Raw genomic sequence first — 19,348 nt, 5'->3', positions numbered from 1 at the left:
CAATGATCGAACGCACCATCCGAATCGGGTCCAGCCACGGGCTGCACGCCCGGCCGGCCAAACTGTTCGTGCAAGCCGTCGCGGCTGCCGGCATCCCTGTCACCATCGCGAAGGGTTCAGGCAAGCCGGTGAGCGCGTCGAGCATTCTCGGCGTCATTTCGCTCGGAATCGATCACGGCGACTACGTCACGCTCACCTCGGATGCAGAGGGAGCGGCATCCGTTCTCGACGATCTCACAGAAGTGCTCGTCACGGATCATGACAATGTCTGACGTGACAACCGAACTGCCCCTCGACACGCACACGCTGATCGGCTCCGGCGTCGGGCAGGGTATCGCTATCGGCCCGGTGTTGCGCGGCGCCGATCCGCTGCCCGAGCCCGTCGACGAACGCTCGACCCGCACCGCCGATGAGGAGCGCGCACGCGTGCTCGCTGCGACCGCGGTCGTCGCCGCAGTGCTGAACGAGCGTGCCGAGCGAGTTTCCGGAGTCGCCGCCGATGTGCTCGAAGCGCAGGCGATGATCGTCGAAGACGAGATGCTCGCGAGCGAGGTCAACACTCGGCTTGACGACGGCAAAACGGCCGAGCGTGCGGTCTTCGAGGCGTTCGCGGCGTTCCGCGAGACACTCACCGGCTTTGGTGGTTACCTGGCCGAACGCGCAGGCGACCTCGACGACCTCTCACAACGCGTGGTGGCTGAACTCACTGGAGTGGCTGCGCCTGGTCTTCCTGCCTCTGAAACACCGTTCATTCTCGTCGCCCGAGATCTCGCTCCGGCCGAAACCGTTCTCCTCGATCTCAGCAAGGTGCTCGCCGTCGTCACCACCGAGGGTGGGCCGACGTCCCACACGGCCATCCTCGCCCGCGAGAAGTCCATCGTCGCGATCGTCGCAGCGATCGGGGCCGACAGCATCCGTACTGGAGATCAACTGATCGTGGATGCCGCATCCGGCACCGTGACGATTGCTCCGGATGCCGCGCAGCTCGCGACCGCGCAGCGTCGCATCGATGAGCGTGCAGCACTGCTCGCCGCGCCCGCCGACCCGGGCGCGCTGGCCGATGGCACGCGGGTTCCTCTGCTCGCCAACCTCGGATCGGCAACGGGCGCCGAGGCAGCGCTCGCCGCTGGGGCCGAGGGCGTAGGCCTCTTCCGCACCGAGTTCCTCTTCCTTGATGCGCGACTCGCGCCGACTGTCGATGAACAGCAAGAGCACTACCGCAGGCTTCTTGCCGCGTTTGGCGGCAAGAAGGTCGTCGTGCGGGTGCTGGATGCCGGGGCGGACAAGCCGCTCGAATTCTTGAACGACACCCACGAGGAGAACCCCGCGCTCGGTGTTCGCGGGTTGCGGGCGTTGCGCGACAGTGAAGACATTCTGCGCGAGCAACTGACTGCGCTCGCGGCAGCCGACGCTGCGACGGACGCAGACCTGTGGGTCATGGCCCCGATGGTTGCGACCGTCGATGAAGCCTCGTACTTCACCGCGCTCGCCCGCGAATATGGAATCAAGACCGCCGGCGTCATGATCGAGGTGCCCTCCGCCGCTTTGATCGCAGATCGCATCCTCGCCCAGACCGATTTTGCATCGATCGGCACGAACGACCTGACCCAGTACACGCTTGCCGCTGACCGATTGCTCGGCTCGGTGGCGCACTATCAGGACCCGTGGCATCCGGCGGTCCTGCGACTGATCCAGGAGGTCGGCGCCGCCGGAGCCGCGAGTGGCAAGCCCGTGGGTGTCTGCGGCGAGGCGGCAGCAGATCCGCTCCTGGCTGTCGTGCTCGTGGGTCTTGGCGTGCAGACGTTGTCGATGTCGCCCGCGGCGTTGGCGGATGTTCGCGCCATCCTGAAGAAGTTCACCATTGCCGACGCCCGCGCGCTGGCGTCGGCGGCCCTCGCCGCGGACGGTGGCGCTGAGGCGAGGGCGGCAGCCCAGACCCTCGCCGATCAACACGCGACGGCGAGCGCAACAACGGCAGCCACTACAACAGCCACCGCAATCACAGCATCTTCATCAATCACAGCAACTACCTCCAACACAGCAACTACCCCTCACACAGCACAGAATGGAGCAGTCTCATGACGACGACGTCTACCGTGAAACAGCAGGGAAGTGCCCGGCTTCGCGTTCAACGCTTCGGCACCTTCCTCAGCGGCATGGTCATGCCCAACATCCCCGCATTCATTGCGTGGGGGTTGATCACGGCGTTCTTCATCGCCACCGGATGGTTGCCCAGCGGCATCCTCGGCGGTTTCGGCGATGTCAGCCAGATCGGCTGGCACGGCGCGGCGACGGTCTTGGCGCAGGACCCGAGCGGTCACACGTTCACCCAGTACGTCGGTCTTGTCGGCCCGATGATCACCTACCTGTTGCCGTTGCTCATCGCCAATACCGGCGGCCGCATGATCTACGGCGTGCGAGGCGGCGTCGTCGCCACGATCGCGACCATGGGTGTGATCGTCGGCAGTGACATCCCGATGTTCATCGGCGCCATGATCCTCGGCCCGCTCAGTGCCTGGCTGATGAAGAAGGTCGACAGCATCTGGGACGGCAAGATCAAGCCCGGATTCGAGATGCTCGTCGACAACTTCTCGGCAGGAATCCTGGGCGGTCTGCTTTCGATCGGCGCGTTCTTCGGAATCGCCCCGCTGGTCGAATGGATCAGCGCAGGCCTCGGCAACGCCGTGAACTGGCTCGTCATCAACCACTTGCTGCCCCTGGCCAGTATTCTGATCGAGCCCGGCAAGGTGCTGTTCCTCAATAACGCCATCAACCACGGCGTCTTGACGCCGCTCGGCGTTGAGCAGGCGCAGCAAACGGGCAAGTCGATCCTGTTCCTGCTCGAAGCGAACCCCGGCCCCGGCCTCGGCATCCTGGTCGCATACTCCCTGTTCGGCATCGGCATCGCCAAGGCGAGCGCACCCGGCGCGATCATCATCGAGTTCCTCGGCGGCATCCACGAAATCTACTTCCCGTTCGTGCTGATGAAGCCGATCATGGTGCTGGCCGCGATCGGCGGCGGCATGACCGGTGTTGCGATCAACGTCGCGTTCGCGACCGGACTGCGGGCACCGGCGTCGCCGGGAAGTATCTTCGCGATTCTGGCCATGACCGCTCCAGGCAGTTACGTCGGGGTGATCCTTTCGGTGCTCGGCGCTGCGACAGTCTCATTCCTCATCGGCTCCGTGATCCTGCGCGCCAGCCGCAGGCGCGACCTGGCCAAGGGCGAGACCGGCGACCTGGCCGCCGCCGTCGCGCAAACCGAGGCGAACAAGGGCAAGGAGAGCTCGGTGCTCGGCGGTCTCGTGCATGAGGGACTCTCCGGCGAAAGCGACGCGCAAGGCGATGGGACCAGGCGACTGGTGCGCAACATCGTGTTCGCCTGCGATGCCGGAATGGGTTCCAGCGCAATGGGCGCATCCGTTCTTCGCAACAAGATCAAGAAGGCAGGCATCGAAGGCGTTACCGTCACGAACAAGGCGATCGCTAATCTGGAGGACAACGTCGACCTGGTCATCACGCAGCGTGAGCTGACCGACCGGGCGCGCGCGAAGACGCCGTCGGCCCAACATGTGTCTGTCGACAACTTCATGAACAGTCCGCGCTACGACGAGGTCGTCGACCTCGTCTCGGCAAAAGAGGAAGAGACAGCAGGGTAACAATGACCGAGATTCTGAGTGAATCGAGCGTGGTGGCGGCGGGGTCCGCCACCACGCGGGACGACGCCATCCGCGAGGCGGGCCAGCTACTCGTCGACGCGGGGGCTGTGCGGCCCGACTACCTCGACGCGATGCTGGCCCGCGAAGCCACGGTGTCGACGTACATGGGCAACTTCCTCGCGATCCCGCACGGCACGAACGACGCAAAGGACTCGATCGTGCGCTCCGCCTTGTCGCTTGTGCGCTACGAGAATCCGATCGATTGGGGCGGGGAAGAGGTGCGCTTCGCGGTCGGCATCGCAGGCCTCAACAACGAGCACCTCGACATCCTGTCGAAGATCGCGATCGTCTTCTCCGACGAGGACGACGTGGCTCGGCTGATCGATGCCCCCGATGCCGCAGCGTTGTACCGGCAGCTCTCGGAGGTCAACGCAGAATGAAGGCCGTTCACTTCGGCGCAGGCAATATCGGCCGGGGGTTCGTCGGCTTGTTGCTGCACGAATCAGGGTACGAAATCGTCTTCGCCGATGTGAACGCCGAACTCATCGACTCGTTGGCGGCGGCTGACAGTTACGTCGTGCGCTCAGTCGGCGAACGAACCAGCGAGCAGGTCGTCACGAATTTTCGGGCGATCAACAGCCAAACGGATGCCGACGCGCTCGTCGCTGAGATCGCGACCGCTGACATCGTGACGACGGCGGTCGGCGTGCGCATCCTGCCATTCGTCGCCCCTGCGATCGCGGCGGCGCTCGTGCGGCGCCCTGCCGACGCCGCGCCGCTGGCCGTGATGGCGTGCGAAAACGCCGTCGGCGCGACCAACACCCTGGCGGCGGCCGTGCGCAGTGCGAGCACACCGGACGAGTGGGCGGCCATCGCCCCCCGCGCCGTGTTCGCGAACACGGCCGTCGACCGGATCGTGCCTGCGCAACCGGCGGGTGGCGGTATCGACGTGATGGTCGAGGAATTCTTTGAATGGGTCGTGGATCGCACGCCGTTTGCCGGGCATCCGCCTGCCATCGAGGGCGTGACCTTCGTGGATGATCTGGTGCCGTACGTCGAGCGCAAGCTCTACACCGTGAACACCGGGCACGCGACGGTGGCGTACACCGGGTTTCTGGCCGGTGCGCCGACGATCGCCGACGCGATGGCGATCGACACCGTGCGAGATGTCGCATCCCGAGTTCTGAAGGAAACCTCACTCGCGCTCGTCACCAAGCACGGACTCGATCCTGCGGAGCTGGCTGCATACCGGGAAAAGATCCTCGCCCGGTTCGAGAACGTGCATCTGCACGACGCCGTCGAACGCGTCGGGCGCGAGCCGTTGCGCAAACTCGGGCGCTATGACCGGTTCATCGGTCCCGCCGCCGAACTCGCGGAGCACGGCTCGACGCCGGTTGCGCTGTTGGAGGCGATCGCGGCCGTGTTGCGCTTCGACGTGCCGGATGACGCGCAGAGCCAGGAACTCGGCACACTGCTACGCACGAAGCAGGCGGCAGACTTCGTGAGCGAAGTCACGGCGCTGGAGGCGGAGCATCCGCTGTTCGCACCGCTCGTCGAGGTCGTGCGCTCGGCTCAGGCCGCGCGCGCGACCATCGCTGGTCGAGTAGCGCAGGAGCGCAGCGAGTACGCGTATCGAGACCCCGACCTACCGGTGGTTGAGTAGGCCGCGACGAAGGAGCTGCCGTATCGAGACCCGTTGGTCGAGTAGCGAGGAACGAGCGTATCGAGACCCCCGCCGCGAGGTCTCGATACACTCGCTGGCGCTCGTTACTCGACCAACGGCGCTCGACCAACAGACCACGCTACACGCTCAGGAGCACCAACTCCGACAGCGGCAGGCGAGTGCGCGGCGCATTCTCACGCTCGCGTAGCGGCTCGGGCAACGCGTCTGCGGACGCGAGCACGCCGATCGCAGCGACCGAGACGGGTTCGAAGCGCTCGTCGATCGCGAAGGCGGCGCGCACGCCTTCCGCGTCGAATCCGCCCATCTGGTGCACGTGCAAGCCGTCGTGATGCGCCTGCACCGACAGGTGGGCGAGAGCCTGGCCCAGGTCGTACTTGGCCCACGGGCGGGGCTTGCCATCGGCATCCGTCACCTCGGCAACGCCGACGATCAAAGCGCCGGCGGAGGTCGTCCACACCTGGTTGAAGCCCATCAGGTTCGCGACGATGGTGTCGAACGCGCTGCTGCCGCGACGCGCGACGATGAATCGAGACGGCTGCGAGTTGCCGGCGGACGGCGCCCAGCGCGCAGCTTCGAGCGCGGCGAGCAGCTTCTTCTCGTCCAGCGGTGCCGACGCATCGTAGGAGCGCGGGCTCCAGCGTTCGGCCAGCACCTCGTCGATCGGGGTGCTGGTCTGTGCGGTCTTGGATGGGGCGGTCAGGGCGGTCTTGGACGGTGCGGTCTTGGACGGCGCGGTCGTGAGCGCCGTGAATGGAGCGGTAGCAAGCGACATTCGCTGCCTCCTTGTTGAATTAGAACTGTTTGGTCGGAACTTTCGGTGGCGGCGCCGTTGCCACTACATGCAAACGCATGCAAGCTGAATCTATTCCGACCTGACGAAATCCTTTCCAGGACTTTCTCGCTCGCGACCGCGCGTACCGCTACGCGGCGAAGTGCGCACGCACGTCCGCCGCCATTGCCTCGGGGGACAGGTCGATCATGGCTTCTGCGTGGAGGCGCTCGAAGTAGGTGACATCGCTGCGATACATGGGTTCTGCGTTTGACCGGCTGACGACGCGTAACAGCAGTGAGTAGCGATCAGACGGGGTGGGTCCGCCGCCGTACATCGCCCAGTTGAACGAGGTGAGGTTCAGCGAGTAGTAGGTCTGGAACACGCTCGACAGCGCGAATCCGAGATCCGCACAGTCGTCCGCGGTGAGGTCGGTGATGTCGTGAGCGCCGTCGACGACGGCCCAAACCTCGTGGAAGCCGATCGGCGCCCACGGTGTCAGGACGGAAACTCTGCCTCGCCGACCGATCCAGCGGTCGCCGCCGTCTTCCTGCGCGAGCAGGGAATCCCAATACGATCCGGAGCCCTGCCAGGCCGCCGAAAGCTGAACCAGGTTGCGCTGGGTGGTCGTGCCGATGTCATCGTGGGCCGACTGGCCGTGCGGGTGGATCAGCGAGCTGCCCGCCGGCGGCAGGTAGTTTGCGTTGACCGACGACCACATCGGCCGCAGCCCGTGCAACCCTGCGGTGTAGACGGTGAAGGCTTCCAGCAAATCGCCGACCCGCCCGGGCGTGAGTTCGGGCAGATCAAGAAAGTGCGACGCGGTGTCGTAGAGGCCGACGGACGAGAACTCTGAGTACGCCATCACGTTGGGCACGACAACGGCTGTGCCTCGCCGAATGCGGCCTTCGTCGGTGATTGATCGGTCGAACGTGCCGGTTGCCGTCTCGATCCTGTCCGCACAGAACGGGCAGAACGCAGGCGCGGCGGTCAGACTCGACAGGTCCGGGCGCGTCTCTGGTGCAAGCTTGGTGCCGGTGATGATCCGGGACGTGTGGCCCGTCAACGGGTCGACGCGCACCGTCAGCGGGACCTCGATGATCGACGTCGGGTTGGTCAATTCCGGCACCCGGGCGACTATGTCATGCTGAACGAACGTAATGGCGGCCATACGCACAGCCTACAAAGCACGCTGCCCTACGCGGCAAGCTCCCGCTGAATCGCGGCGACGAACGCGTCGATGTCGGCTTCCGTGGTGTCCCACGAGCACATCCAGCGCACTTCGTTTCGTGCGGCATCCCAGTCGTAGAAGCGGAAGCTTTCGCGCAGCGTGTCTGCGACGCCATCCGGCAGCATGGCGAACACCCCGTTGGCTTGCGTCGCCTGGCTGAAGCCGAGACCGACGACCGATCCGGATGCGACGGATGCTTCGAGCGCGCCCCTCAGGCGGCTCGCCATTGCGTTCGCATGCTGTGCGCTGCGAAGCCACAGGTCGCCTTCGAGGAGGGCGATCAACTGCGCGGAGACGAAGCGCATCTTCGAGGCCAGCTGCATGTTCAGCTTGCGCAGATAGGGCAAGCCCTCCGCGGCATCCGGGTTGAGAATGAGCACTACTTCGCCGAACAGCAGTCCATTCTTCGTGCCGCCGAAGCTGAGAACATCGACACCGGCATCCGTCGTGAACTCGCGCAGCGGAGCACCAAGCGTCGCGGCTGCGTTGGCGATGCGGGCGCCGTCGACATGCAGTTTCATGCCGAGAGAGTGCGCGTGATCGGCGATCGCCCCGATCTCGGCTGTTGTGTAGCAGGTGCCGAGCTCGGTGGTCTGCGTGATCGAAACGGCCAGCGGCTGCGCGCGGTGCTCATCGCCCCAGCCCCACGCCTGTCGGTCGATCAGTTCGGGCGTGAGCTTGCCGTCCGGAGCATCGACGGTGAGCAGTTTCAGCCCGCCGACCCGCTCGGGCGCAGCGTTCTCATCCGTGTTGATGTGAGCCGTGGACGCGCACACGACGGCTCCCCAGCGCGGCAGCATCGACTGCAGGCCGACCACGTTCGCGCCGGTGCCGTTGAACACCGGGAACGCCTGAATGCCCTCGCCGAAGTGCTCGGCGAACACCCGCTGTAAGTGCTGCGTGTAGACGTCCTCCCCGTACGCGATCTGGTGGCCGCCGTTGGCGGCAGCGATCGCGGCGAGCACCTCAGGGTGCACACCCGCGTAATTGTCAGAAGCGAATCCGCGGTGCTCTTTGTCATGCAGAATCCGCGTGTCATGAAGTGTTTCGGTCACACTCTCTATCTTTGCGCACTGCGTCGCGCACTGTCGCACTGCGTCTTGCGCACTACGCCTTGCGCACTGCGCCTTCGACAACCGCGGGCGGCCGGTGCGCGATGTCCGCAAGAAGAAACCAAGAGGCGACCTAGGTCTATTTTTGCGAGGTCCAAGCCAGGCTTACGCTGCAAAGGAATATCAATATTGAGGATGGCTCAGCAGATGGAAGTGTTGCAGCGGTGAAAAACAGGACAATCTGGGGTGCTACGGCCCTGATCGGCGCCCTATCTCTGTTCGGGGCGGTGATCGTCCCCTCCGCGGCGGATGCAGCCACGTCGAGTGCTACCCCTGCGGCGACTGCTGCGGCGTCCACGAGCCAGGACGGCGGTGCGCAGGCTGTGACGGCACCGACACCGAGCGCATCCCCGACGGCGACGGGCACTCCGACGCCGACGCCCACGCTGACCGCGGTCCCGGCACCGACCGCAACCCCGGCGCCGACCGCAACAACTATCCCTGCGGGCGGGGCTACTTCGAGCCGGAACGAGTCGCAGCAGCGCATGTCGGCGGCTGAGTCGCAGCTTGTGGCCAACCCGTCCGCCCCTTTGACGGTTCAAGGGACGATCGGCTCGAACAAGCTCGAGCTACGAGATGGAATGTACGCTTTCGACCCGAACCACCCCGCTCCTGACGTGTTAGGGACAAGCACGGTGCCCTACAGCGCTACAACGACCTACGTTTGGGGGGATGCGCGGACTACACCGAGCATAAGCGTGAGCTATCGGATCGCTCTGATGGATGGCCAGCCCACCAACTATTGGGTGCAATTGTATGCCGGTGTGGAGTTCCATAACCAGGTGCCTTCTCCGTATACATTCTGCCAGCTCACTACGGGTGGCATGCATGACCATGGCGGACAGCCAGTAACAGGGACCGTGCCGTACAGCTGCCACACGGACGCGCAAATGGTTGATCCACCAAACCGGCAGGGGTATCCGACGGCCAAGGTGGACTTCACGGTGAGCAACAACATCGTCGCCGAGGCGCAAAGCACGGTGAAGACCACCGGTCGCGTGTCTCTGGACAACGGGTACTGGGAGGTGAATGCAGGCAACAAAGTCGGCGGGAGCACCGCAGTTGCTGCCAACAGCAGCGTTCACATGGATGCACTCCTGCGGTCCGGTGAGGGCGACGACGTGGTCGACAAGGGCAGGGCGCGCGTAATCTTCGTCTACCGCATCCTGCTCGACGGAGTGGCGACACCATTCTGGGTGGAGGGGACCACTCAAGTGTTTGCGGATACCTGGCATAATGCCTGGTGCGATTTCTACGACCAGAACCCAGTCCCGGCCAACGGGCAGGCCGCGCCGAGTCCGGCCAAATTCTCGCCGTTCAAATGCCCTATGGACCAATACAGACCGGGCCCAAGGCCCGAAAACTGGCAGACTACTTACACGATCTCGGCGGCACCGATCACGACCGTCACCGCACCGATCCAGCTCAGCGAACTGCTCCAGCACTGCGGTGATGCACCCGATGATTGCGACACGAGCCTCTCCACAGTGACACGTGTGCCCGGACCGGTCAGCCCCAACGATCAAAAAAGCATACTCAACAACCAGACAGATCACGACCAGACACAGAAGCTGACGGTGTCATCAACACACTCGGTCACCAACACCCTCGGCATCAAGCTGGCTTCAAAGGTATTGATCGAGGTGTTCGAGTTTTCTGTGGAATTGAACTATTCGATCGCGATCACCGACTCGACGACCTACACGAGCGAGACGGATGTCACGGCCCCACCATGGACCCGCGTCTGGCTGGAACAGACACCGATTCTGGTGCATGTCGTCGGTAACGTTCTGATGCAAAAGGACGGCAGATATTATCTCCTGCCCAACATTGCAGCGAACTTCCCTGAAAAGGACGGGCAGTCCGAGAAGACGATAAAGTCGCAGCCTCTGCCGCATTCAGGCGCGCAGCTGCTCACGGCATCCGGTATCAATGCGGTCGTCTCGACCACGGACAGCGCCGTTTCCGGCCAGTCGGTGGGACTGGCAGACGGAGCCTTCGACATGCCGGCAGATGCCAGCGGGCCGATCACACAGGCCTCTACACCGGCGGCACGCACACTCGCTCCGAATGGTTCGACCTCCTGGTCCACGATCGAGCATCAGGCCGATCCCGCGGTGTCGGGCGGCGCGATCTCGCAGGGTTCCTTCAGCTACCGGATCACCCAGAACAAGGTGCCCAGCCCGTACTGGATCAAAGGCGCCGCAGTCAACGGATACAACGCTGACGGAACGCGCAACACCTCCGCCACCTGCCAGGTTTACCTGGGTAACCCGAACACCGACGGGGTGCCGGCTGCGGCCGACGCGCCTTACCAGTGTCTGACCACGGTGACAGCGCCCAACGTGCAGAACATCATGGATGTTGCATTCAGTGTCGGGCCACGACTGGCCCCATTGACACCGGCCAACCCTGTGACGATGCCACCGGCCGTCGGTGTGCCGTCGTCGGCGGTTGCCCCCGCAACCACCGTGGCGAAGGCGTCCGGCCTGGCAGACACCGGCTCATCGGTGGATGCGACTCCGTTCCTCTTCGGAATCCTTGCTTTGCTCGCCGGAGCGGGAATCCTGATCACCCGCCGACGTCGCACCCGCCGAGGCTGAGGAGGTCACCGCTCCGGCGCTTGGCGCCTCCGCGCTTGACGCCCCAACGCTCTATGCTGCTTACGTCTGAGCAGCATAGAGCGTGGATCGAGGGCGGCATGACCAAGAACAGACTCGAAGCGTTCAGCGATGGCGTGCTGGCCATCATCATCACGATCATGGTCTTGGAGTTGCGCGTTCCAAACGGAGCGACGTGGGAGGCGCTGTCGCAGAGCCTGCCTACGCTTCTGAGCTACCTTCTCAGCTTCGTCTACATCGGCATCTATTGGAACAACCACCACCACATGATGCAGCTGGTCGGCACGGTGAACGGGGCCGTGCTCTGGGCCAACCTGCACCTGCTGTTCTGGCTCTCGTTGGTGCCGTTCAGCACGCGCTGGATGGATGAGACAGGATTCGTGCAGGTGCCCGTCGTCGTATACGGAATCAATCTCGTCTGCGCGGCAATCGCCTACTGGGTGCTCCAGCACACCCTGATTCGGCAGCAGGGAAAGGGTGGCGCGCTCGCCGAAGCAGTGGGTCGCGATTGGAAAGGCAGACTTTCACCGGTGATCTATCTGGTCGGCATCGGTGCCGCGTTGCTCGGCATCCCGGCGATCGCGCTCGCCGCCTACACCGTGGTGGCGCTGATCTGGCTGGTGCCCGATCGCAGAACCGAGCGGTACCTGGCCAGCCACGATCGGTCGTCGCCGTCCTCCCCGGATGCCTGACCGGCGCCGCGGCGCGTCAGCCCTTCAGCGCCTCCTTGATCGAGATCTTCGCCCCTGTGCGCAGCAGCGAGTTCTCGTAGATGCGCGAACCGACGAGGATCGCCAGCCAGGTCGTTGCCAGCAGAATCAGCAGCGATAGCAGCGGCTCCCACCACTGGGCGGTCCCCAAGAACAGGCGCATCGGCATCCCGACCGGGGCGGAGAACGGAACGTACGACATCACCGCGAGCACCGTCGGGTTGTTGTTGAACACCAAGACCAGGATGTAGGGCAGCAGGATGATCATCATGACGGGCGCGGTGGCGCTGCCGACATCCTCCTGCCGAGACACGAGTGCAGCTGTGCCGGAATACAGTGCCGCGATCATCACGAAGCCGACGACGAAGAACACGACGAACCAGATCACACTCGGCCCGACGCTGGCCAGGAGTGAATGCTGCCCTGTTACCAAGAGCCCCAGGCTTGCGAGCAGCGCGATGATCGCGATCTGCGCGAACGCCAGGATGCTGTTGCCCAGCACTTTGCCCGCCATCAGCGTGCGGGCGCTGATCGTCGAAAGCAACACCTCGACCACTCGTGTCTGCTTCTCTTCGACCACGCTCTGGGCGATCGTCTGGCCGAACGTCATGGCCGACATGAAGAAGACGAGCCCGAACGCGAGCGCGACGAAGTACACGAGCAGCGGATTCTGCGCGGATGTCTTCAGCAGCGTCACCGACGGAGCGACACTGAGCGACTGAATCACGGCCGCCGGGGGCGAATCCAGTGCGATGATCTTGACACCGGTGACCTTATTCGTCGCGTCTGGCACGATCGCGGCATCGACGGACCCGTCGCGCACCATCTTCTCGGCGGTCGCGACGCTGTCGGCCGGCATGGCTTTCAGCCCCTGAACATGCTCGACGACCGTTGTCGCGCTCCCCACGACCGCCACCTTGCTCGACTGATCGATGCCGCCAATCAGCCCGCCGATCAGAATGGACAGGAGCACCGCCAGCAGCAGAATGCCCGTCGAGATCAGGAACACCTTGCTGCGCAGCCGGGACATGATTTCGCGTTGTGCGACCAGCCAGACTGCACCGCGCGGTGCACCGACGCCGGCGTTTTGCTCGCCGGAGTCTCCCCCGCCGAAGCGGCGACCACCGGATGCCGGCCCGCCGCCCGGCTGTTCCGCTGCGGTTGTCGAGGTGGTGCTCATTTGATGACCTCCCGAAAGATCTGGGCGAGCGATGGGCTGTGCGGTGCGAAGCTCGTGACCGACCCGCGGCCGACGGCTTGCTGGAGAACGCGCTGGGCGGCATCCGGGGTCGCGTCGAAGAGCGCGTAGCCGCCGTCGAAGTCGAGCACGGTGATGTCCGGCTGGTCACGGAGCCAGCCGGCGTCGCCGGCGAGTTGCACCTCGAAGCGTGGCTCGGAGTGCTCGGCTCGAAGCTTCTCGCGGGAGCCCGCCGCGCGGATAGCTCCGTCGGCGATGATCACGAGGTCGTCGCAGAGCCGCTCGACAATGTCGAGCTGGTGGGAGGAGAACAGCACGGGCACTCCGCGAGCGGCATACTCCTTCAGCACCGTCTGAACGGTTTCCACAGCGATCGGGTCGAGTCCGGAGAACGGTTCGTCGAGCACGAGCACTTCTGGGTCGTGCACGAGTGCGGCAGCGATCTGCGCACGTTGCTGGTTGCCGAGTGACAGCTTCTCAACCGGGTCGTTCGCCCGCTCACCGAGCCCCAGCCGCTCCAGCAGTGTGCTCGTGTTGTGCTTGGCCGTGGTGGCCGTGAGCCCATGCAGGCGGGCCAGATAGACGAGCTGTTCGCCGGTCTTCATCTTCGGATACAGCCCGCGCTCCTCCGGCATATAGCCGAATCGGCGACGGTCCGCTGCACCGATGACGGTGCCATTCAGAGTCACCGTGCCGCTGTCGGACGACAGCACACCGAGGATGATCCGCATGCTGGTGGTCTTGCCGGCCCCGTTCGCGCCGACAAATCCGGTCAATCGCCCGGGTAATACATCGAAATTGATGTCTTTGAGCACCTGACGACCCGAGAACGATCGATTGATGTCATGGAGTTCGAGCACACTGCCTCCTCTTTGTTAGCATCAACCGTAGGGCGAATGCATCGGATGCGCATCCGGCGCAGGCCCATCTGCGGGACGGGGCGGAGTCGACCGCCTGACGAGCGCGGCGGTCATTCCGAACTCGCGAACTGCGGCGCGTCGACCTGGAATTGGATGTCAGGCGTATCCGCGCTTGAGCATCATCTCAGCAGACTTGTCAAACTCGGCGGCGGTCGGGATGGCAAATTTCAGGGAATCGGCGTACCGGGTCGTGATGTTGAACAGGGCGGCGACGGCAGCGGCATCCATGAGTTGCGCGCGGGAGGTACCTGCGCGCAGCGCGTCCTCGGCATCGGCAGTGTTCAGTTCGCGCGGGTATTTGGTCATTTTCTCCAGGAAGGTCAGCGTCGCGCGCAGCCGCTCAGGTATCGGCGCCGTGAGTGGGTCGGCGAGACACGCGTCGACAACTTCCTGGGTCATGCCTCGGATGGCGATGGCTCGGTGCGCGCCGATGCAGAACTCACACGAGTTCCAGCGGGCGACCATCGCGGCCATCAACTCGCGTTCTCCCACGCTCCAGTCGCTGGGGCCGCGCATCACCGCCTGCGTCCAGGCGCCGAGGGCAGAGCCGACAAACTCCTTGTGGTAAAAGGCGACCCGGGCAGCATCGGGCAGGCGCATGCCCGATGCCGTCGAGATCAACCGAATCTGTGTGCGTGCGCGAACAGTGTCGCCGCGTTCGACCTCACGGAGTCGCATCGTCCACCTCCTCGATGGCTCGGGTCGCTGCATCCCAGCGGGAGAGCCCCGCCCCGATGCACGCCGACATGATGATCTCGAATGCGCTCTTGTCGCTGCCTGTGACGGCACGGACGTCGGCCACCTGTGCGTCGGTGACGCGGTACGCAGCCTCACTGATCTGCTGGACCAGCGCGTCGTATGGCTGGGCGATCGTGGTTCCTTCGCCGGCTCGTGCCAGCACGGCGGCCCGCAATGACACGTCTGTCACGCCACCGCCGCCGGTTACGGCCGCGCGCACGGCCTCGGCATAGCGATGGTGCGCTGTGACGTCGTCCATCTTCAACTCCTCTCTTCGATCACGGTCTCTTCGATCACGGTCTCCTCGGCCACGGTCTTTTCGGCCACGGTCTCTTCGACCACCGTCTTGAACATCGTGAGGGTCAGTGCCCAGTAGGAATCCAATTCTTGGCGCAGCTGATGCAGACCGTCTGGCCGGGGGCGATAGATGCGCTCCCTGCCCCGTCGGCGCACGTCGACCAAGCCCGCGTCGAGAAGCACCCGGAGGTGCTGGGACACCGCCGGGCGAGTCACCGGAAGCTCCCCTGCGATCTCCGTCACTGAACACGGCCCGGTGGCCACGCGGTTGAATACACGTCGCCGAGTCGGATCGGCCAACGCATACCAAGGATCGACAATTGTCGCTGTGGACACAATACGTAAGCTACTACTTACGCATCGAGAACTCCAGTGGTCTCGCATTGCTGTTAAGCCGCGGTGCTGGAGCAATGCCTCACTGTGAACTTCACTGTGAACCTCACTGTGAACCTCACTGTGAAGGAGATAGTCGCCTTCGCAGGAGGCTTTGCGCAAAAGACTCCTTCGAACCGGACTATCTCCTTCAATCGATGGGGCATTACCGGCGCGCTGGTACGCAAACGCGGGACGATAGAGAGGACGGAATCGAGGAGGACTATGACGGTGGCAGTGGTCGGTGGTACAGGCACGCTCGGGCGGCAGGTTGTCGCAGGCCTGCGTTCGCGTGGGGCCGATGTGCGAGTGCTGAGCCGCAAATCGCCAGACTATCCAGTGGATCTGCGCTCCGGCGGAGGTCTCGCTGAAGCGCTCAGCGGATGCGACACGGTCGTCGACGCCAGCAACGGCGCGACGTCGACCCTCGTCGATGGGTCCGGGCGACTCCTCGCTGCCGAGCAATCCGCCGGCGTCGGCCACCATGTCGCGATCTCAATCGTCGGCTGCGACAGGGCCCCGATGAGTTACTACAAGATCAAAGTGCGTCAAGAGCAGGTTGTCGAGGCCGGCCCGGTGCCGTGGACCATTGTGCGGGCGACCCAATTCCATAACCTGATCGACACCATGTTCACCAGCTCGGCGCGCGTCGGGGTGCTGCCGAAAGTGCGTGCGCTGGTGCAGTCCGTCGACGTGAGCGAAGCCGCAGCATTCATCGCAGACACGGCAACAGGCGGTCCATTGCGGGCCCGCGTGCAGATCGCCGGCCCGCAGCTCAACGATGCGCGGGAACTCGCCCAGCTGTGGCGTCTGGCGACGCATTCGCGCGCTGTCTCCGTGCCGATTCACGTGCCGGGCAAGCTGGGGCGCGCGCTGCGCGAAGGGGCGCTGACCAACGAACATCCGGATGCCCGCGGCACCATCCGCTTCGCCGATTGGCTCGAGAGCCGCGCTTCCTGACGGTGCCTGGGCGCGAGGTTGCGCAGAATGTGAACGTTCCGGGCCGCGGAGCCGTGTCTATAACGAGCGACGCGCCCTAGGTACCGGCACGGACCTGAGCACCGGCACCGCCGCCAGCACCGCAAAAGGCGACACGAAACAGCGACGGCTGCACAATACGCGCTGGATCGCCTCGCCGGTCCTCTGCATTTAATTCTCCCGAAAGAGGGCTTTCCAGGAGTATCGTGCCATTGCTCCAACCGGAGGAGTGAGGATGAAGCTGAACGCCCGAAGTGTCGGACTGCCACGGGTCGCATGGCTGCCCGTCGGTGCCGCGCTGGTCACCGTGGGCGGAGCGTTGGCGTTCACGATCGGGCAGTACGGCTATCACCGCGACGAGCTGTACTTTCGGATGCTGCCCCTGCAGTGGGGCTACACGGACCAGCCTCCGCTGACGCCGTTTATCGCGAATTTGATGTCGACCCTCGCCGACCAGGTGTCGGCGTTGCGGATTCCGGCACTGATCTTCGCGCTCGTGTCAACGGTGATTGTCGCCCTCATCGCTCGCGAGGTCGGCGGAGGTGCCGGAGCGCAGGCGCTTGCCGCGTGGGGCTACGCGTTCGGCGCGCTGACCCTGGTCGGCGGCCACGTGTTGCTTACCGCGAGCTTCGATTTGATGGTGTGGCCGGCGGTCATGCTGGCGATCATCCGTGCGCAACTGCGCGGAAAGCCCGTGTGGTGGTTGGTCGCGGGCGCGATCGCCGGCATCAGCATGTACAACAAACTCCTGATCGCCTTCCTGCTGGTCGCGCTGCTCGTCGGCATCGTCGCCGTCGGGCCGCGTTCATTGTTTCGGTCGCCGTGGCTCTATGGCGCAGTCGGGGTGATGCTGGTGATCGGCTCGCCGAATCTGATCTATCAGGCCGTCAACGGATGGCCGCAACTGTCTGTGGGTGCAGCTCTGGCGTCGGACAACGGTGGAAACGTGCGTGTGCTCCTCCTGCCTTACCTTGCACTCCTGCTGGGTCCGACCCTGGTACCGTTCTGGATCGCCGGCCTTGTGGCTGTGTTTCGGCGGCCGGGGTGGCGCGCCATCCGTTTCATCGGGGTCGCGTTTCCAGTGCTTGTGCTGCTGGTCTTTGTTGCGGGGAGTCAGTTCTACTACCCGTTCGGCCTGGAGTCGGTCGTCTTCGCCATCGGCTGTGTTCCTGTCGCGGAGTTCGCCCGGCGATCACGGGTGCGAGCTGCCGCCGTGGTGACAGCGGTTGCACTCAACGTGATCGTCGTGTCGGTGATCTCACTACCGCTGATACCCGTAACGCTGGTCGGTGCGACCCCGATCCCCGCTATCAATCAAACGCAGCGCGATCAGGTGGGATGGCCGCGGTACGTGCACCAGGTGGATGCTGTTGCAGCCTCGGTCGCGCAAGGCGACGTGGTCGTGCTCGCAAGCAACTACGGCGAAGCCGGTGCCCTGGAGCGATATGGAAGCCGCGGCCAACCGCCGGTTTACAGCGGCCACAACGCGCTCTGGGACCTCGGGCCGCCCCCGCAGACGACGACGACAGTCGTGGTCGTCGGCGGTCAATACGACTCGGTGAAACCGTTCTTCAGCACGTGTGCGGTGCGGGGCCACCTCGACAACGGCGTGGGTGTAGACAACGAAGAACAGGGCCAGCCGATCGCCGTCTGCAACGGGCCAAAGCTGAGTTGGAGCAACCTCTGGCCCAAACTTCGACACCTGGGCTGAGCCACACCACTCACAGGTTCAGCGCAGGTTTTGTGCACCTTTCGTCCAGAAACCGCCGGTAGCGTGGCGAACCTTGCCATGGATGGCGGGTCTGTCATCGTGCGAATGCACGCGTCGGCCCGCGCACCCCACCTGTGGGGCGGCATCCGACACCGACTGTCAGCAAGCCCTCGATCATCGAGACCGCCCGGCGGCCCCGGTTCTGTTCGTGTCGGCAGAGGCCGACTCATCGAGCGCACTCGTGTGCGTGCCGTGAGCCTGCCTGTGCCAGCGTCGGCGAGGGAGCCAGCCTGCACAGGTCGCGCCCGAACGCGAGCCTGCTCCATCCGTGCACCACCTTCGGATGGCGATGCGCAGGGCAACCGCACACATTGGACCCTAGTGACCTTACGTTCCATCCTGACCCCCACCCGCGAATTTTCCAGCCGGTTGTTCGGCAACCGAAGCGACATCATCGGCACGTTCGTCGGAATCGTCATGACCGGATCGCTTCTGCTGCCCGTCGCGATCCAGCAGAGCGCCCAGCAAGCCGAACACGAAGCCGCACAGGTGAAAGCCACGACGCAACTGAGCGAGTCGACCGGCTTGCACCACGAGCAGCTGAAGGTTTATGCAGACCAGGTGCAGCAGCGTATCGATGATGCTGCAGCGACAGCGCTCGCACAGGGCAAAACGGTCGCCGAACAAGCCAAAGCGAAGACCGATGTCACCGCGCTCACCAATGCCATTGCGGCGCTGAGCGACTACGACTCTCTTTCGCAGCGCACGGTGCTTCGTCGAACGGATGCTGTGAAGACGGTCATCCAAACGACGTCTGCGGCCGCAGCCGAGGCGGATCGCGTCGCTGCCGCTCAGGCAGCGGCGGCGCTTGCGGCAGCGAACACGCCGGACGGTGCCCGTACCACCGCGCGGAGCCTCGCCGCGAGCACATACGGTTGGGGGGACGACCAGTTCCAGTGCCTCAGCAATCTGTGGCAGAAGGAATCCGGCTGGTCCTACACCGCATCGAACGGATCGAGCGGGGCCGCGGGCATCCCGCAGGCGCTGCCCGGTTCCAAGATGGCAACAGCCGGTGCCGACTGGGCAAGCAACGCCACCACCCAGATCAAGTGGGGCCTCGACTACATCGCGCGTGGCTATGGCACCCCGTGCTCGGCCTGGTCGCACTCCCAATCGATGAACTGGTACTGATCGCGCCGGACCCGTCGGTCGAGTAGCGCTCGCGGCCCTATCGAGACCCGCAGCGAGGAAAAGATGGTGGTCGAGTAGATGGTGGTCGAGTAGCGAGGAAATGATGGTCGTCGAGTAGATGGTGGTCGAGTAGCGAGGAACGAGCGTATCGAGACCG

Annotated in this window: 18 protein-coding genes; 10 read left to right on the top strand and 8 right to left on the bottom strand. The window is 64.4% G+C overall.

The window, feature by feature from the left end; all coding sequences use genetic code 11:
- Nucleotides 1-2 precede the first annotated feature (2 nt).
- From QU604_RS20730 to QU604_RS20710, 5 genes are read left to right on the top strand one after another with little or no spacing between them, the layout of a single operon-like run.
- Complete coding sequence (locus QU604_RS20730; RefSeq protein ID WP_308466495.1) at nucleotides 3-272, top strand: HPr family phosphocarrier protein; 270 nt, start codon at nucleotides 3-5, stop codon at nucleotides 270-272.
- Nucleotides 265-2,082: a phosphoenolpyruvate--protein phosphotransferase gene (gene ptsP, locus QU604_RS20725; RefSeq protein ID WP_308466494.1), complete on the top strand. Its 1,818-nt coding sequence runs from the start codon at nucleotides 265-267 to the stop codon at nucleotides 2,080-2,082. The genes QU604_RS20730 and ptsP overlap by 8 nt, the downstream gene beginning before the upstream one ends.
- Nucleotides 2,079-3,659: a PTS mannitol transporter subunit IIBC gene (locus QU604_RS20720; protein ID WP_308466493.1), complete on the top strand. Its 1,581-nt coding sequence runs from the start codon at nucleotides 2,079-2,081 to the stop codon at nucleotides 3,657-3,659. The genes ptsP and QU604_RS20720 overlap by 4 nt, the downstream gene beginning before the upstream one ends.
- 2 nt (nucleotides 3,660-3,661) lie before the next feature.
- Nucleotides 3,662-4,099, top strand: a complete 438-nt coding sequence (locus QU604_RS20715) for a PTS mannitol transporter subunit IIA (protein ID WP_308466492.1) — start codon at nucleotides 3,662-3,664, stop codon at nucleotides 4,097-4,099.
- Complete coding sequence (locus QU604_RS20710; RefSeq protein ID WP_308466491.1) at nucleotides 4,096-5,322, top strand: mannitol-1-phosphate 5-dehydrogenase; 1,227 nt, start codon at nucleotides 4,096-4,098, stop codon at nucleotides 5,320-5,322. Before QU604_RS20715 ends, QU604_RS20710 begins: the two co-directional genes overlap by 4 nt.
- Before the next feature lie 139 nt (nucleotides 5,323-5,461).
- Here QU604_RS20710 and QU604_RS20705 read toward each other — a convergent pair whose 3' ends face one another.
- From QU604_RS20705 to QU604_RS20695, 3 genes are all read right to left on the bottom strand, one after another.
- Nucleotides 5,462-6,115 (bottom strand): nitroreductase family protein, encoded by a 654-nt coding sequence (locus tag QU604_RS20705; protein ID WP_308466490.1) that lies wholly within the window; start codon nucleotides 6,113-6,115, stop codon nucleotides 5,462-5,464.
- 148 nt (nucleotides 6,116-6,263) lie between these two features.
- Nucleotides 6,264-7,283, bottom strand: coding sequence for a hypothetical protein (locus QU604_RS20700; protein WP_308466489.1), 1,020 nt, complete (start codon nucleotides 7,281-7,283; stop codon nucleotides 6,264-6,266).
- A 26-nt stretch (nucleotides 7,284-7,309) separates the two neighbouring features.
- Entirely contained in the window at nucleotides 7,310-8,398 is a 1,089-nt protein-coding gene (locus QU604_RS20695) for a threonine aldolase family protein (protein WP_308466488.1), read from the bottom strand.
- Nucleotides 8,399-8,619: 221 nt separating this feature from the next.
- On the opposite strand from QU604_RS20695, the gene QU604_RS20690 reads away from it, so the two are divergent.
- Both QU604_RS20690 and QU604_RS20685 read left to right on the top strand, forming a co-directional pair.
- The gene (locus tag QU604_RS20690; RefSeq protein WP_308466487.1) at nucleotides 8,620-11,058 is read left to right on the top strand and encodes an LPXTG cell wall anchor domain-containing protein; all 2,439 of its coding nucleotides are present in this window, start codon (nucleotides 8,620-8,622) and stop codon (nucleotides 11,056-11,058) included.
- Nucleotides 11,059-11,156: 98 nt separating this feature from the next.
- Entirely contained in the window at nucleotides 11,157-11,768 is a 612-nt protein-coding gene (locus QU604_RS20685; protein ID WP_308466486.1) for a TMEM175 family protein, read from the top strand.
- Between the two features lie 16 nt (nucleotides 11,769-11,784).
- Here the strand turns inward: QU604_RS20685 and QU604_RS20680 are convergent, their stop codons facing one another.
- The 5 genes from QU604_RS20680 to QU604_RS20660 all read right to left on the bottom strand — a co-directional run bounded on the left by QU604_RS20680 (nucleotide 11,785) and on the right by QU604_RS20660 (nucleotide 15,275).
- Nucleotides 11,785-12,966, bottom strand: a complete 1,182-nt coding sequence (locus QU604_RS20680; RefSeq protein WP_308466485.1) for an ABC transporter permease — start codon at nucleotides 12,964-12,966, stop codon at nucleotides 11,785-11,787.
- Nucleotides 12,963-13,844, bottom strand: coding sequence for an ABC transporter ATP-binding protein (locus QU604_RS20675; protein ID WP_308466484.1), 882 nt, complete (start codon nucleotides 13,842-13,844; stop codon nucleotides 12,963-12,965). Before QU604_RS20675 ends, QU604_RS20680 begins: the two co-directional genes overlap by 4 nt.
- Before the next feature lie 156 nt (nucleotides 13,845-14,000).
- A complete protein-coding gene (locus tag QU604_RS20670) occupies nucleotides 14,001-14,525 on the bottom strand; it encodes a carboxymuconolactone decarboxylase family protein (RefSeq protein ID WP_308466483.1) in 525 nt (174 codons plus the stop codon).
- Nucleotides 14,526-14,568: 43 nt separating this feature from the next.
- Nucleotides 14,569-14,901 (bottom strand): hypothetical protein, encoded by a 333-nt coding sequence (locus QU604_RS20665; RefSeq protein WP_308466482.1) that lies wholly within the window; start codon nucleotides 14,899-14,901, stop codon nucleotides 14,569-14,571.
- A 2-nt stretch (nucleotides 14,902-14,903) separates the two neighbouring features.
- Nucleotides 14,904-15,275, bottom strand: a complete 372-nt coding sequence (locus QU604_RS20660) for an ArsR/SmtB family transcription factor (RefSeq protein ID WP_308466481.1) — start codon at nucleotides 15,273-15,275, stop codon at nucleotides 14,904-14,906.
- A 261-nt stretch (nucleotides 15,276-15,536) separates the two neighbouring features.
- Between QU604_RS20660 and QU604_RS20655 the strand changes: the two genes are divergently transcribed.
- The 3 genes from QU604_RS20655 (at nucleotide 15,537) to QU604_RS20645 (ending at nucleotide 19,191) form a co-directional block, all read left to right on the top strand.
- A complete protein-coding gene (locus QU604_RS20655; RefSeq protein ID WP_308466480.1) occupies nucleotides 15,537-16,271 on the top strand; it encodes an SDR family oxidoreductase in 735 nt (244 codons plus the stop codon).
- A 253-nt stretch (nucleotides 16,272-16,524) separates the two neighbouring features.
- The gene (locus QU604_RS20650) at nucleotides 16,525-18,000 is read left to right on the top strand and encodes a glycosyltransferase family 39 protein (protein WP_308466479.1); all 1,476 of its coding nucleotides are present in this window, start codon (nucleotides 16,525-16,527) and stop codon (nucleotides 17,998-18,000) included.
- 381 nt (nucleotides 18,001-18,381) lie between these two features.
- Entirely contained in the window at nucleotides 18,382-19,191 is an 810-nt protein-coding gene (locus QU604_RS20645) for an aggregation-promoting factor C-terminal-like domain-containing protein (protein ID WP_308466478.1), read from the top strand.
- Nucleotides 19,192-19,348: the final 157 nt, after the last annotated feature.

This window comes from Rathayibacter sp. SW19, assembly GCF_030866825.1.
In the GTDB taxonomy this organism is placed as follows: domain Bacteria; phylum Actinomycetota; class Actinomycetes; order Actinomycetales; family Microbacteriaceae; genus Rathayibacter_A; species Rathayibacter_A soli.
This window is presented reverse-complemented; position numbering and strand designations above follow the sequence as displayed.

Coding starts and splice junctions, on each gene's coding strand:
- QU604_RS20720 (WP_308466493.1), top strand. CDS start 2,079: ATGACGACGACGTCTACCGTGAAACAGCAGGGAAGTGCCCGGCTTCGC.
- QU604_RS20705 (WP_308466490.1), bottom strand. CDS start 6,115: ATGTCGCTTGCTACCGCTCCATTCACGGCGCTCACGACCGCGCCGTCC.
- QU604_RS20710 (WP_308466491.1), top strand. CDS start 4,096: ATGAAGGCCGTTCACTTCGGCGCAGGCAATATCGGCCGGGGGTTCGTC.
- ptsP (WP_308466494.1), top strand. CDS start 265: ATGTCTGACGTGACAACCGAACTGCCCCTCGACACGCACACGCTGATC.
- QU604_RS20700 (WP_308466489.1), bottom strand. CDS start 7,283: ATGGCCGCCATTACGTTCGTTCAGCATGACATAGTCGCCCGGGTGCCG.
- QU604_RS20685 (WP_308466486.1), top strand. CDS start 11,157: ATGACCAAGAACAGACTCGAAGCGTTCAGCGATGGCGTGCTGGCCATC.
- QU604_RS20680 (WP_308466485.1), bottom strand. CDS start 12,966: ATGAGCACCACCTCGACAACCGCAGCGGAACAGCCGGGCGGCGGGCCG.
- QU604_RS20665 (WP_308466482.1), bottom strand. CDS start 14,901: ATGGACGACGTCACAGCGCACCATCGCTATGCCGAGGCCGTGCGCGCG.
- QU604_RS20650 (WP_308466479.1), top strand. CDS start 16,525: ATGAAGCTGAACGCCCGAAGTGTCGGACTGCCACGGGTCGCATGGCTG.
- QU604_RS20715 (WP_308466492.1), top strand. CDS start 3,662: ATGACCGAGATTCTGAGTGAATCGAGCGTGGTGGCGGCGGGGTCCGCC.
- QU604_RS20655 (WP_308466480.1), top strand. CDS start 15,537: ATGACGGTGGCAGTGGTCGGTGGTACAGGCACGCTCGGGCGGCAGGTT.
- QU604_RS20730 (WP_308466495.1), top strand. CDS start 3: ATGATCGAACGCACCATCCGAATCGGGTCCAGCCACGGGCTGCACGCC.